The sequence below is a fragment of the Flavobacteriales bacterium genome (assembly GCA_030584065.1).
In the GTDB taxonomy this organism is placed as follows: domain Bacteria; phylum Bacteroidota; class Bacteroidia; order Flavobacteriales_F; family PHOS-HE28; genus PHOS-HE28.
This window is the reverse complement of the sequence record CP129489.1, coordinates 1,325,711-1,338,594: the sequence shown is the minus strand read 5'-3', so window position 1 is coordinate 1,338,594 and position 12,884 is coordinate 1,325,711. Positions and strand designations below refer to the sequence as shown.

At 64.7% G+C, this 12,884-nt stretch carries 15 protein-coding genes; 2 read left to right on the top strand and 13 right to left on the bottom strand.

Annotation, left to right across the window (positions count from 1 at the left end; translation table 11 throughout):
• Positions 1 to 20: 20 nt before the first annotated feature.
• From lepB (QY325_05950) to QY325_05900, 11 genes are all read right to left on the bottom strand, one after another.
• A complete protein-coding gene (lepB, locus tag QY325_05950) occupies positions 21 to 905 on the bottom strand; it encodes a signal peptidase I (GenBank protein WKZ67465.1) in 885 nt (294 codons plus the stop codon).
• A gap of 45 nt (positions 906 to 950) precedes the next feature.
• Entirely contained in the window at positions 951 to 2,528 is a 1,578-nt protein-coding gene (gene lepB, locus QY325_05945; protein WKZ67464.1) for a signal peptidase I, read from the bottom strand.
• A 78-nt stretch (positions 2,529 to 2,606) separates the two neighbouring features.
• A complete protein-coding gene (gene dapB / locus QY325_05940) occupies positions 2,607 to 3,347 on the bottom strand; it encodes a 4-hydroxy-tetrahydrodipicolinate reductase (GenBank protein ID WKZ67463.1) in 741 nt (246 codons plus the stop codon).
• A gap of 64 nt (positions 3,348 to 3,411) precedes the next feature.
• The gene (locus QY325_05935) at positions 3,412 to 3,960 is read right to left on the bottom strand and encodes a DUF5683 domain-containing protein (GenBank protein ID WKZ67462.1); all 549 of its coding nucleotides are present in this window, start codon (positions 3,958 to 3,960) and stop codon (positions 3,412 to 3,414) included.
• A 20-nt stretch (positions 3,961 to 3,980) separates the two neighbouring features.
• A complete protein-coding gene (locus tag QY325_05930) occupies positions 3,981 to 4,877 on the bottom strand; it encodes a ParB/RepB/Spo0J family partition protein (GenBank protein WKZ67461.1) in 897 nt (298 codons plus the stop codon).
• A 59-nt stretch (positions 4,878 to 4,936) separates the two neighbouring features.
• Positions 4,937 to 5,752, bottom strand: coding sequence for an AAA family ATPase (locus tag QY325_05925; GenBank protein ID WKZ67460.1), 816 nt, complete (start codon positions 5,750 to 5,752; stop codon positions 4,937 to 4,939).
• A 46-nt stretch (positions 5,753 to 5,798) separates the two neighbouring features.
• Positions 5,799 to 6,476, bottom strand: coding sequence for a metal-dependent hydrolase (locus QY325_05920; protein ID WKZ67459.1), 678 nt, complete (start codon positions 6,474 to 6,476; stop codon positions 5,799 to 5,801).
• 119 nt (positions 6,477 to 6,595) lie between these two features.
• Complete coding sequence (locus tag QY325_05915; protein ID WKZ67458.1) at positions 6,596 to 6,988, bottom strand: DUF1987 domain-containing protein; 393 nt, start codon at positions 6,986 to 6,988, stop codon at positions 6,596 to 6,598.
• A gap of 133 nt (positions 6,989 to 7,121) precedes the next feature.
• Positions 7,122 to 7,526, bottom strand: a complete 405-nt coding sequence (locus QY325_05910) for a hypothetical protein (protein ID WKZ67457.1) — start codon at positions 7,524 to 7,526, stop codon at positions 7,122 to 7,124.
• Positions 7,523 to 8,053, bottom strand: a complete 531-nt coding sequence (locus tag QY325_05905; GenBank protein WKZ67456.1) for a tetratricopeptide repeat protein — start codon at positions 8,051 to 8,053, stop codon at positions 7,523 to 7,525. The genes QY325_05910 and QY325_05905 overlap by 4 nt, the downstream gene beginning before the upstream one ends.
• Before the next feature lie 16 nt (positions 8,054 to 8,069).
• On the bottom strand, positions 8,070 to 8,531 hold the full coding sequence (locus QY325_05900) for a hypothetical protein (GenBank protein ID WKZ67455.1): 462 nt from the start codon (positions 8,529 to 8,531) through the stop codon (positions 8,070 to 8,072).
• Positions 8,532 to 8,586: 55 nt separating this feature from the next.
• Between QY325_05900 and QY325_05895 the strand changes: the two genes are divergently transcribed.
• Positions 8,587 to 9,798, top strand: a complete 1,212-nt coding sequence (locus tag QY325_05895) for a hypothetical protein (protein WKZ67454.1) — start codon at positions 8,587 to 8,589, stop codon at positions 9,796 to 9,798.
• Between the two features lie 440 nt (positions 9,799 to 10,238).
• Here the strand turns inward: QY325_05895 and QY325_05890 are convergent, their stop codons facing one another.
• Positions 10,239 to 10,571 carry a diacylglyceryl transferase gene (locus tag QY325_05890; protein ID WKZ67453.1) on the bottom strand — a complete coding sequence of 111 codons (333 nt, stop codon included), beginning with the start codon at positions 10,569 to 10,571 and terminating at the stop codon, positions 10,239 to 10,241.
• Positions 10,572 to 10,619: 48 nt separating this feature from the next.
• Entirely contained in the window at positions 10,620 to 11,723 is a 1,104-nt protein-coding gene (locus tag QY325_05885; protein WKZ67452.1) for a hypothetical protein, read from the bottom strand.
• Positions 11,724 to 11,800: 77 nt separating this feature from the next.
• Here QY325_05885 and QY325_05880 point away from each other — a divergent pair, with 77 nt between their 5' ends.
• The gene (locus QY325_05880) at positions 11,801 to 12,877 is read left to right on the top strand and encodes a PA0069 family radical SAM protein (GenBank protein ID WKZ67451.1); all 1,077 of its coding nucleotides are present in this window, start codon (positions 11,801 to 11,803) and stop codon (positions 12,875 to 12,877) included.
• Positions 12,878 to 12,884: the final 7 nt, after the last annotated feature.

The following is a 12,884-nucleotide window of genomic DNA, read 5'->3' as shown; positions in this document are numbered from 1 at the left end:
GCGGCACCGCGGCCGCCCGGTCAATCGCCTTTGCTCAGCAGCACCGGGCCGCAACGGCCCGCGATGTGGTCCAGCGGCAGGAAGCCCCAGTACCGGGAGTCGGCGCTGAAGTGGCGGCTGTCGCCGAGCACGAAGCCGTAGTCCTGCTCCACGACGTACCGCTCCATGGGCAGGCCATCCAGGAGCAGCAGATTGCCGGAATTGCCGATCCGGTGGCCCTCGTAGATGCTGATCAGCCGGTCGTAGAGCGGCAGGTTGTCCGCATCGATGAGCAGGGTATCGCCGGAGCGCGGTACGGCCAAGGGACCGAAATCATCGCCATTCCAAGCATATCGCGGGCTGTAGGGGAAGATCTGCGGGCGCGCGCCGGAGGCCAGGCGCATGGGGGCCACCGAGACCACATCGGAGTCGGCCTCCAGCAACCGCGCTAAGGCCTCGTTGAGCGGCAGTTCCTGCACCAGCGCACCGGGCCGCAACAACTCAACCGGCAATCCATGGCGCTGCAGCATGGTCTCGGGGTCGGCGCCCTTCCGCATGCGCACCAGATGGCTGAAGGTGAGGCCGTCGGGCTCATCCGGCCTCGTGCCATTCACGTAGAGGGTCCCGCGCCGGATCTCCACGGTGTCCCCGGGCAGCGCCACCAGGCGCTTCACCAGCAAGGGCCTGCGCAGCATCGGAGCGCGGTCCTTCAGCGGGTCCCTGAACACCACCGCATCACCCCGCTTCAGCCCCGTCCATACGGGCCATCGCTCCACCAGCAGCAGGTCCCCGGGCTTCAAGGTCGCGAACATGCTGGTGCTCTGCACCGTTACGAATTGGATGACGAAGGCGCGCAGGAGCAACAGCGCCGCCGCCGCAAGGAAGAAGGCCTGCAGCCAACTGTTCCGGGCGAGGCGAGCGGCCAAGGGGCGGTGCGCTCCGGATGCGGGCATCCTCCAGGCCGCAGAGGGTCAGTCAACCAGCGTGAAGAGGCGCTTCCAGCGGATGCCCGTCTCTGGGTCCTTGGTGAACCAGACGAGGACGGCTTTCCCCACCACATGGTCGTGGGGGACGTAGCCCCAGAATCGGCTGTCCTGTGAGCGGTGCCGGTTGTCGCCCATCATCCAGTAGTAGTTCTGGGAGAAGGTGTAGCTCGTGGCGGGCTGTCCATCGATCAGGATCCGATCGCCCGCCACCTCCAGGTCATGCCCTTCGTAGACATCGATCACGCGGCGGAAGAGCGGCAGGTTCTCCAAGGTGAGCTGCACGGTGGCGCCTTTCTTCGGGATCCAGATCGGGCCGAAGTTGTCCTCCGTCCAATCGAAGCCGGCATTGTTCGGGAAGATGGGCAGCTTGCCGGCGGGCCGGTCCCAACCCTTCGGGTGATCCTGCGGCACGAGTGGCCCGAAGAAGGCGTTGCCCTTGTTCAGCGCCTCGGCCTGATGCTTCGTGAGCGCCACGTTCACGGTGCCGGGCGCATCGCCGCCGCCGATGTCGGAGAGCGAGACGTCGTAGCGCGACCGCAGCATGGCCAGGGTCCGCTCCACATTCGGATTGCTACCGGTAAGGTCCACCTTCAGCGCACCTTCATAACCGAGCTGTGCCATGGCAGGGAACTGCTCCGGCACGCCGTTCACGTACACGTGCCCATGCCTCACCTCGAGCGTGTCGCCTGCAACGGCCACGCAGCGCTTGATGTAGTTCTCGCGCTTGTCGAGCGGTCTCACCAGGAGCTTGCCCATGGGAACGGGCATCACCTGGCCGTTCACGCGGTTCAGCTGGGTGAAGGCCGGGTTCGACACCTTGTCGCGGCCCAGGTCGCGTACCATCTGGTAGTAGCTCTGGTTCTGGAAGTTCGCTACCACCGTATCCCCCTCGGGGAAGTTGAAGACCACGGCATCGCCGCGCTCCGGGTCACCGAATCCGGGCAGCCTGCGGTACGGCTGCGAGAACCAGGTGACGAAGGAGGGCGTGCTCGCGGTGAGCGGCATGGTGTGGTGCGTGAAGGGGAAGGTGATGGGCGTCATGGGCATGCGCGGCCCGTAGCTCAGCTTGCTCACGAAGAGGTAGTCCCCCACGAGCAGGCTCTTCTCCATGGAGGGCGTCGGGATGGTGAACGCCTCGAAGGTGTAGGTGCGGAACACCGTGGCGACGATCACCGCGAAGAGGATCGCATCGCCCCATTGCCCGAGGCGCGTACGCTTGCGCTGCTCCACGGGGATGGGGCCCACATAGGTGTTCTTCGCGAACACCGTCTCGGGCACTTTCCACCAGGGCAGGAAGGTCATCAGCAGGTGCTCCTTGAAGTCCCTTCGTCCCAGCACGATGGAGATGTTCACGTTCATGATGATGAACATGAGCAGGTTCACCCCGGGCACCAGGAAGAGCACGATCCACCACCAGGGCTTGCCGGTGATCCGCAGCCAGACCAGGAGGTTGTAGCCTGGGACGAAGCCGGCCCATGCAGGCTTGCCGGCCTTCTGGAAGAGCTTCCAGAGGCTGGCCATGAGCACGGCGAGATAGGCGAAGAGGAAGAGGTAGGGAACCAAGGCTGAGGATTGAAGGGTGGTTGGTGGCTGATGGCGCTGCTGCATGGCCGAACCACGGGTTCGACCAAGACCATCCGGTCATGGATTCATGTCGAGCACGTCGTCCATCGTGAACAGGCCCTGTCGGCCCCGGAGCCATTCCGCGGCGATCACGGCACCGAGTGCGAATCCGTTCCGGTTGAAGGCTTCGTGGGTGATGGTGATGCGGTCGTTGGCTCCAGCCCAGGTGACGCTGTGCTTCCCCGTGACCTCGCCGATGCGCTCGCTGGAGATCGGTACCGGCGTCGGGCCGGAACGGTGGGCGACCTGCGTTTGATGCAGGTCCGGTTCGGACGGCTCCCATCCCGCATAGCGCTGCATGCGCAGGTCGATGTCATGGGCGAGGGAGATGGCGGTCCCGCTCGGTGCGTCCAGCTTGTGGGCATGATGCACCTCATCGATGCGCACGGCATAGTCCGGCTGCCGGTCCATGAGTGCGGCCAACTGCCGGTTCACGCGGAAGAACAGGTTCACGCCAGGGCTGAAATTGCTGGCCCAGAGCAGCGCCCCTTGGTACTGCTCCACCAAGGCGCGTACCTCGGGCAGCTTGTCGTACCACCCCGTGGTGCCCACCACCACGGGCATGCCCATCTCCAAGCAGAGCCGCATGTTGGCCAGTGCCTGGTCAGGCTTGCTGAATTCGATGGCGGCTTCCGCCCCCCGGGGAGGTGTGCCTCGGTTCGCACTGCCTACCCGCAACACCACCTCATGTCCGCGCGCGACTGCGGCCTGTTCGATGGCTTTGCCCATCCGTCCGTACCCGTAGAGGGCGATACGCATGGCGCCGAAGGTAACCGGATGCCGCCACGTGGCCGGGCTTAACAAGTGTGAACGGCCGCCCGCCTCAGCGAAGGGCCAGGGTGAAGCTGATGCCCGGGGCGCCCACCGCCGCAGTGGAGAGCGAGGGCCCCAGGCCGGCGCTCAGGTCGCTGCCTACATCAAAGCGCACGAAATGGGCGTCCACGCTGGCGTCGACGATATTCAGCACATACACAGCGCCAAGCGCGATGTAGCTGAGGTCGCGCCAGCGCCGGTAGGTATCGGCCACATTGAGCACGCTCTGGGCGCTGAACCGGCCCTCGAATTCGTCCACCGTGGCCGGATCTCCATCCACCAGCGCGATGTAGGCGTCCTTGTAGCGCTGGTACTGCCGGTTGTTCTCCCGGATGAACCAGTAGCTCGCACCCAGTCCGCCCAGCACGATCGGCACTTTCCAGAACTTGCGGTTGTACACCTGGCCCGCCCCCGGGAGCACGGCGCTGTAAAAGGTGGCACGCTTCGGCGAGTGATGCCAGCGCCAATCCGTTGCGGTGGAATCCGGCTGGGCCAGAAGCGGGCCGGCTGTTGCCAGACCGGCAATGAGGGAGGCGAGGGAGCGGAGTCGGATGCCCACGGCGCGAAGGTCGGCAATGCTCACCCCAGCGTCACCAGCAGCCGCTCCAGTTCCTCCTTGCTCTTGAACCCGATTTCGATGGTGCCTCTGCCGGCACTGTCCTGCTTCACGGTCACCTTGCTCAGCAGCCGTTCGCTGAGGCGCTGGCTCAGGGCCTTGTCCAGCCTGGGCTTCGGAGCCGCCGGGGCCTTGGCGTGGCCCGGTACCGGCGTCAGCTCACGGGCCAGGTCCTCCACCTGGCGCACGCTCAGCTGGCTCTCGACGATCTTGTGGAAGAGCGCCACCTGCCGCCCGGGATCGGTGATGGTGATGAGCGCTCGGGCATGGCCCATCCCGATGCTGCGGTTGCGGAGGCCCAGCTGCACCTCGGGCTGGAGCTTCAGCAGGCGCAGGTAGTTGCTCACCGTCGCCCGATCCTTGCCCACCTTCTCGCTCAGCTTCTCCTGGGTGAGCTGCACTTCATCGATCAAGCGCTGGAAGCTAACGGCCACTTCGATGGGGTCGAGTTCCTCCCGCTGGATGTTCTCCACGAGCGCCATCTCCAGCATGGCCTCGTCATTGGCCACGCGCACGTATGCGGGTACCTCGGTGAGGCCGGCCAGCTGCGAGGCACGGAAGCGCCGCTCGCCGCTGATGAGTTGGTAGCGGTCGTAGCCCATCCGCCGCACCGTTACCGGCTGGATGATGCCCAGTTCACGGATGCTCTGCGCCAGTTCCGCCAACGCCTCTTCGCTGAAGTGGGCGCGGGGCTGGAAGGGGTTTGGCTCGATGTGCGCCACCGGCAGCATGATGGTGCCCCCCATGGGCCGCTGGTGGGCCGGCGAATGGTCGCGGCTGGTGATGTCGGCCGCCGGCTCGTCGAGCAGGGCGCTCAGGCCGCGGCCGAGGCCTTTCTTCTTCATCGGTTTCTGCTCCATGTGCTCTCGTGTTATTGGCGGAAGGCGCCCCCCGCCGGTAATGACATGCTGCCCGTCGATCAGGGCATCTCCTCCATGGGGAGGATGCGCGCGCTGTCGGGGATCCGTGTCATGCTGTTCTTCTGCAGGATCTCGCGCGCCAGGTTCAGGTAGTTGGTGGCGCCCTTGCTGCTGGCATCGTGCATGATGATGCTCTTGCCATGGCTCGGGGCCTCGCCCAACGCAACGTTGCGATGGATCACCGTGTCGAAGACCAGCTGCTGGAAGTGGGTCTTCACCTCCTCCACCACCTGATTGGCCAGGCGCAGGCGGCTGTCGTACATGGTGAGCAGCATGCCCTCGATCAAGAGGTCGGGATTGAGCCGCTGCTGGACGATCTTGATGGTATTGAGCAGCTTGCCGAGGCCTTCCAGCGCGAAGTACTCGCACTGCACAGGCACGATCACGCTGTCGCTCGCCGTCAGGCTGTTCACGGTCACCAGGCCCAGCGAGGGCGAGCAGTCAATGATGATGAAATCGTAGCCGTCCCGCAACGGGTCGAGCACCTTCTTCATCTGGCGCTCGCGCTCCGGCATGTCGATCATCTCGATCTCCGCCCCGACCAGGTCGATGTGGCCCGGCAGGAGGTCGAGTCCCGGATTCTCGGTGCCCACGATCACTTCGTTCGCCGGTGTGCCATTGATGATGCACTCGTAGATGCTGGCCTTCACGCTCCGCGGATCGAGGCCGGTGCCGGAGGTGGCGTTGGCCTGGGGGTCGGCATCCACCAGCAGGGTGCGGCGCTCCAAGGCGCCCAGGCTGGCAGCCAGGTTGATGGCGGTCGTGGTCTTGCCCACGCCGCCCTTCTGGTTCACGATGGAGATGATCTTGGCCATGTTGGTTGGTTTTGGCGGGGCCGCTATACAACGGCCCATACAAGGGTCAGATTTCGATGGTCTCTCCGATGGCGGGCAGCAGGAGCCGGAGTCCGGCTTCTGCGAAGGCCGCAATGGCGGCCTTCGTGTCGATTGTGATGGGAGGGAACGTGTTGTAATGGATACCCACCACGTTCTCCACGCCCATCAGCTGGGCGGCGGCGATGGCATCCTGCACTCCCATGGTGAAGTGATCGCCGATGGGCAGGCAGGCGAAGCGGAGCCCGAAGGCCTTCAGGAGCTGCATGTCCATGGTCAGTGCGGTGTCGCCGGCGTGGTGGAAGTTGCCTTCCGGTCCGCTCACCACGAATCCGCCAGGATTGCCACCGTAGGCGCCATCCGGCAATTGGCTGCTGTGAATGGCGGTGACGTACTTCACGCGGAAGAGCCCCACTTGCGCACTGCCGCCGATGTTCAGGCCCAAGGTCGACCGCACCCCTTTGGCGCTGAACCAACCGGCGATCTCGTAATTGCTCACCACCGTGGCATTCGTGCGCTTGGCAATCGCCTCGGCGTCCCCGACATGGTCTCCATGGCCGTGCGTGATGAGGATTTCCGTGGCCGGGATGCGCTCCGGGTCGATGTTGCTCGCCAGCGGGTTGCCTGCGATGAATGGGTCGAACAGCAGGTCGTGGCCTGATGCATTGACGCTCAGGCAGGAGTGGCCGTAATAGGTGAGCTTCATGGCAGGCTGGGCGGAAGCGTTGGGTCAACGGATACGGAGGCAAAGAACAGCCACTTGCCGTGCCGCTGCATGTTGATAACCCGCCGAGTTTTGAACAGGCGTTGATTCGGCCGGTGCGATCAGAACAGCTCTTCGACCTCCACGAAGTTGAAATCCAAGCGGAACAGGCTCTGGTAATCCTTGCCCGTCTCGGCCATTTCCTCATCGCCTGTCTCGAAATGCCAGTTCACCTGCACCCGCTGCCCCCGCTCGTTCACCGCGCTGAGCTTGTCGAAGATGTTATAGAGGTGCTTGCTCGAGCTGGTGTCCAGGTAATCCAGCTTCATGTTCACCGTGGTCTCCTCGCGGGGCTCCTCCAGGTATTCCTCCAGCCACCTGTACACCCGTGCGTAGAACTGCTCGGAGTTGTGCGGCAGGGATCGGCCGATGAACTCCAGCACGCCCTGGTCGAGGTCGAGGTCGATCTGCGGCGAGGTCTCGGTGCGGTCGATGTGGAAGCGCTTGCTCGGCATGGCGTATGGGTGCCTGCCAAAAATCCGCGCTCCTGCCACCGAGCCGATGGCCCGGAAGCACCAGCCATCAACAGCTGGCCGTGCAAAAGACGAAAGGGCCGTTGAAGGCCCCTCCGGTGCGGATGTTGCGCATTCAGCGCACCTTATAGGTGGAGACGATGTCCCGGTCGGTGGGCAGGACGATTTCCGTGTCGTTCGCGCGGCGCACCCAATACATGTACTTGCCGCTACCCTCGCAGGCGTAAGCGTGCATCGACTCTTCGGGCCCCAGTGCCCGCACTGGGAAGGTGCGCCAGTTGCCGTTCTTCTCCTGCACGGCCACCTTCACTTCGATCACCTCGCGGCAGGCATTCTTCAAGTCGATCTGGTAAGTACCGCTCCAGTCCCGCTTGAAGGCGTCCGTGTAGCGCTCGCAGTGGTCGCATGGCGCGCCCCAGCGGCTGGCCGTCTTCACCAGGCAGTCGGCGTAGCTCTGGTCCTGTGCCGAAGCGGCAGCGGCGGCGGCGAAGGCAATGGCAAGGGTAAGGGCTCGGGTCATTTGCAGCGGTTGTTCTCCAGTATGATGCGGGCTTCGGCGTTGCCGGAGCGCTTGCTTTCCTTCCAGTCCTTGCAGGCGCCGGGCGCATCGCCCATGGACTTGCGCGACCAGCCTCGGTTGTTATAGGCTTCGCCGTTGCGCGGGTCGAGGGCGATGGCGCGGTCGAAGTCGGCGATGGCCTCGGCATGGCGGCCGAGTTTGGCCAAGGCGCTGCCGCGGCTGATGATGGCCTGCGCATGGTCCGGCTTCTGCTCGAGCACGGCGGTGAAATCGGCCGCAGCCAGGTCGTACTGCTTCGCGATGGTGAGGCAGAAGCCCCGCTGGAGATGGGCATTCACGTGGTCGGGAGCGGCTTCGAGGGCCTTGGTGAATGCGAGGATGGCCGTGGAGTGGTCTCCGGCGCGATAGGCCCGCTCCCCGGCCCTGATGAACTCTTCGGCGGGGTCGGGGCGCCCGGCGTCCGCCAGGTACTGGGCCTCGGTGGCCATGGTGGCGAGTAGCGTGCAAGTGAGCGTGATGGTGCGCATGCGGTTCGGGAATGGGTCACTTCATACGCTGCGGGACCTCGGGGGTTTCGCGCGGCTCCATCGCCGCGGCGTCCCACCCGAGCAGTGCCCGCAGGGCCTCGGCGGTAGCCGCTCCGGCGGGGTCCTCCGGAGGACGGGGCAGCTGGATCCATGACGTGCTGCGAATGGCGCTCAGCCCGAAAACCTCCTTGGTGAAGCAGCGCTCATGCCCGGTGCGGCAGCCCATCAGCAGCGCGTCCTGCTCCGGGTCGAACCGGATGGTGGCCGGGTCGATGTGCGCGAGCGGCGCTTGGTCCTGCCTGTATCGGCCACCCCGGTCGAGGAAGTCGATCACCACACGGTCCTGGTCATCGATCCGGAACCGAACGCTCCCGGCGAATAGGCCGTTCAGTGCATCGGTGGGGGATTGGGTGCGTCCGCTGGTGGTGCAGAGGCACATGATGGCGACGGCGGCGAGCGGCCTGAGCATGGGAACCATGACTGGGCCTGCTACGTAGACCGGCGCCAGAGGTTCCCTCCATCGCATGCCTTCCATGAAAATCCTCCATCTGCGCGGAGCATTGCTCGCCGCCGGCCTGGCCATCACCAGCCTCGTGTCCTCCCAAGGGCCCTTTCAGGTGAATGGCCGGCTGAAGGCGGAGGGCTCGGACCTCAGCGGTGCCCGGGCCGTAGTGTACAAGGATGGCGTCAAGGAGCGCGTGATCACCACGGGCCTCCACAAGTTCTCGCTCGAACTGGCCTTGAATGCCAGTTACATCATCGCTTTCGAGAAGGACGGATTCGTGGCCAAGAAGCTGTCGTTCAACACCCGTGTGCCTGGGGATGCCGCTTCGAAGGGGTTCACGCCCTTCGACTTCGCCGTTTCGCTCTTCAAGCAATACGACGATGTGAATGTGGTGGTGTTCAACCAGCCGGTGGGGATCATCCGCTACGACCCGGCGGTGGGCGATTTCGACTACGATACGGATTACACGAAGTCCATCCAATCGCAACTTCAGGAAGCCGCTGCGCAGGTTGAGCGGAAGCAGAAGCAGGAAAGCCAAGCGGCAGCGGAGGCCGAGAAGCGCAAGGCCGAGGAAGCCAAGGCGCAGGCAAAGGCCGATGCCGAGGCCAGGCGGCAAGCTGCGGCGCAGCAGGCCGCAGAGGCCAAGGCCAAGGCCGATGCCGACCGCCAGGCTGAGGCGGAGCGGTTGGCCGCCGAGCGGGCCCAGGCGGAGACAGCGAAACGGGACAAGGCCAGGGAGGAGGCGGTGCGGCGGGAGTCCGCAAAGACCTCCGGCCCGGGCACCACGCCGGATCCGCCGACTCGCACCGTACCGATCGCCGCCCAAGGCAAGGTGAAAGAGCCTAAGGTTCCGCAGGCAGCCCGCAAGAGCGAGCCGAGGGCTCCGGAGCCCGTTACCGGTGAGGACGGACGCCGGGCCTTGGAGCCCACCATGGCGGAGGAGCCTTCGCGCATGGCCGTTGCGCGCATGAACACAGCCGTGGAGGAGCGCCCGGCGGTGGAGCCCGAGGTTCACGAGACCCTGCGCAACGAGGACCTCATCGTGGAGGCCGCAAAGATCACCACGGTGGTGCGGCTTGAGACGAACGGTGTCACCACCGAGTACAGGCGGGTATCCCACAAGTGGGGGGGCGTCTTCTACTTCAAGGACGGCCAGGCCTGCTCGCAGCTGGTCTACGAGCGTGAGGCGCTTGCCCAGGATCAGCTCGCAGGCGCCACCCCGCGTGGCAAGCTCGACTAGTGCATGCAACCTTTGCGGCATGAACGCCGCTCTGAAGCAAGCGCGCCGACGCCCGATTCCGGCCAATGCGCGCGTGAGCGCTGCGATGAGCCGGATACGGGCCAAGGACACGCAGCCCGAGCTGATCGTTCGGCTGCACCTTCGGGCTGCCGGCCTCACCGGTTACCGGCTTCACTATGCACGGGTGCCAGGAAGGCCCGATATCGCATTCGTCGGCCGCCGCGTGGCGGTCTTCGTGCATGGCTGCTTCTGGCATGGCTGCCCGTATTGCCGCCCTCAGGCCCCGAAGCGGAACAGTTGGTATTGGGGCCCAAAGCTCCAACGGAACAAGGAGCGGGATGCGGAGAAGGCCGCTGCGCTCCGTCTCGCAGGATGGCGTGTCCTCATGCTCTGGGAATGCCGCGTGAAGCGCAACCCCGTGCAGCAAGTGGCCCGGGTCATCAGGTCCTTGGAGGGCGGCCGAGCAAGCGTGCGAAGAACCGCTTCTCGAAGGCCCAGAAGAAGCTGAACTGCCCGAAAAGCGCGCCATACGCGAGCAGCAGCGCATTGTAGAGCGGGAGCACCAGGACGTAGTAGAGCACCGTGAACAGGAGCGGGGGCTCTCCGGTATCGCCCGACACCCATGCCACCACAGGGCGCTTGAGGAACATCACCGTGAATCCCGTGCAGGCGAACACCAAGAGGATGACCACCACGCGGGAGGGGGAGACGCCCCAGCGCTCCGCCAGACGCTGCATCCATCCCTTTCGAGCTCGCTCAGGCGTTCCGCTCATCGGGTGCGAAGATCGCACGTGCGCGACCTCTGCTCTACCGTCCTGCGGTCATTCGGCCCACTCTGCAAGGAAGAGGTTCGTCTCCCGTGTGCCGCCATTGTTGCGGTTGCTGCTGAAGACCAGGTAGCGCCCATCCGGACTGAAGACCGGGAAGGCGTCGAACGTGTCACCGTGGCTTACCTGTTCCAGGCCGCTGCCATCGGCATTGATCATGAAGAGCGTGAAGGGAAAGCCGCGCTCGCTGAGGTGGTTGCTGGCGAAGATGATACGCTTCCCGTCAGGGTGCCAGTAGGGGGCCCAATTGGCCTGCCCGAGCTCGGTGATGCGCCGTGCATCGCTGCCGTCGGCGTTCGCCACGTACAGCTCCATGCTGGTCGGCTTCACGAGTCCTTCCTGCAGCAGCGCCTTGTATTCCGCCTCCTCTTCGGGCGTGGCCGGGCGTGAGGCCCGCCAGAGGAGCTTGGTGCCGTCAGGGCTGAAGAATGCCCCTCCATCGTATCCCAACGCCGTGGTCACGCGCCGCACATCGCTGCCGTCGATGTTCATCGTGTAGAGGTCGAGGTCGCCATCGCGCATGCTCGTGAAGACGATGCGGTCGCCCTTGGGGGACACCGTGGCCTCCGCATCATAGCCGGGGGTCTCCGTCAGCTTCCGGACCAGGTTCCCCTTCAGGTCGCCCACGTGGATGTCGAAGCTCGGATAGATGGGCCATACGTATTTGCCATCGGCCCGGCGCTCCGGCACGGCCGGGCATGCGGCATCATGCTCGTGGGTGCTGGCATACAGGACCAGGCTGTCGCCGGGCAGGAAATAGCTGCAGGTGGTGCGTCCGCCTTTCATGCTCACCAGCTGGGGGGGGGCGGCGCGCAGGTCGTCCTTGAACGGATTGAACCAATGGATCTGGTCGCATGATTCGCCCCAAGCCGGATTGGTGCTCTGGAACACCAATCGGTTCCCAGCGAAGCTCCAGTAGGCCTCGGCATTGTCACCGCCGAAGGTGAGCTGCTTCAATCGCTTGAAGTGCCGCTCCTCCGGATGGATCAAGGTGCTGTCCCAGCCCGTTACCTGAGGTTCCCGATCGGCTTCCGCGCTGGGCGGTGCCGTGTTGCAGCCAATGGCAAGGAGGGCGAGGATGATCGTGCTTGATCGCATGGGTTTCAGAATGGGGCGCGAAACTACCCAAGCCAGTGTCAAGCGTTTGTCAGGCCATTCGCGGCTACCTTGGGAACATGCGCAATGACGGCAAACCCATCAAGGGACGGGGTGCGATGCTTCAGGTTCCGAACCGGTTCGAAGCCATCACCAAGGGTGCATTCCATGCGGAAGGCATCGATGAGCCTTTGGGAGAGACCGCACCGGAGCCCACCCGCTACCTGCCGGTTGATGCCCGCAACATCGTCAATCCGGTGAACAGCCCAGACCTCCCTTTCCGGTACAGCATGAACCCATACCAAGGTTGCGAGCACGGCTGCGCCTACTGCTATGCTCGACCGACGCACGAGTATTGGGGGTACAGTGCGGGGCTTGACTTTGAGCGGGTGATCCTGGTGAAGCGGGGCGCTGCTGCACGCTTGGAGCAGACCCTGCGCCGGCCCGGGTGGGAAGTGCAGCCCATCAGCATCTCGGGCGCCACGGATCCCTACCAACCGATCGAGCGCAAGGAGGGATTGACGCGGAGCCTGCTGCAGGTGGCCTTGGACTTCGGTCAGCCCGTGGTCATCATCACCAAGAATGCATTGGTCCTGAGGGATTTGGACTTGCTTTCCGAAATGGCATCCAAGGGACTGGCCAGCGTAGCCATCAGCCTGACCACGCTGGATGAATCCTTGCGCCGTGCGCTGGAGCCCCGCACCAGTACAACAGCTCAGCGCTTGGAGGCCATCCGAGCGCTCAGTGGGGCCGGTGTGCCGGTGATGGCCATGCTGGCGCCGATCATTCCGGCCCTCAATGAGCCGGAGGTGTCTTCGCTGCTCAAGGCCGGCGCTGCAGCGGGAGCGATTTCAGCCAGCTACACCGTCCTGCGCACCAATGGGGCCGTGGAGCCGGTCTTCAGAGCATGGTTGGAAGCCCACTACCCTGACCGGTCGGCAAGGGTGCTGGCCCAGACCAGGGCTGTCCATGGCGGGGCGGTGTCGGACTCCCGGCCGGGCCGCCGGCTTCGCGGCGAGGGGCCGTTCGCGGAGAATATCAACAGGGTGTTCCGCGTGCTCCGCCGGCGCCATTTCGGTGAACGGGCCATGCCAACGCTGAGGACCGATCTCTTCAAGCCCCCTCCACAGGGACAACTCGGGCTTTTCGATGGTTGAGAATTCG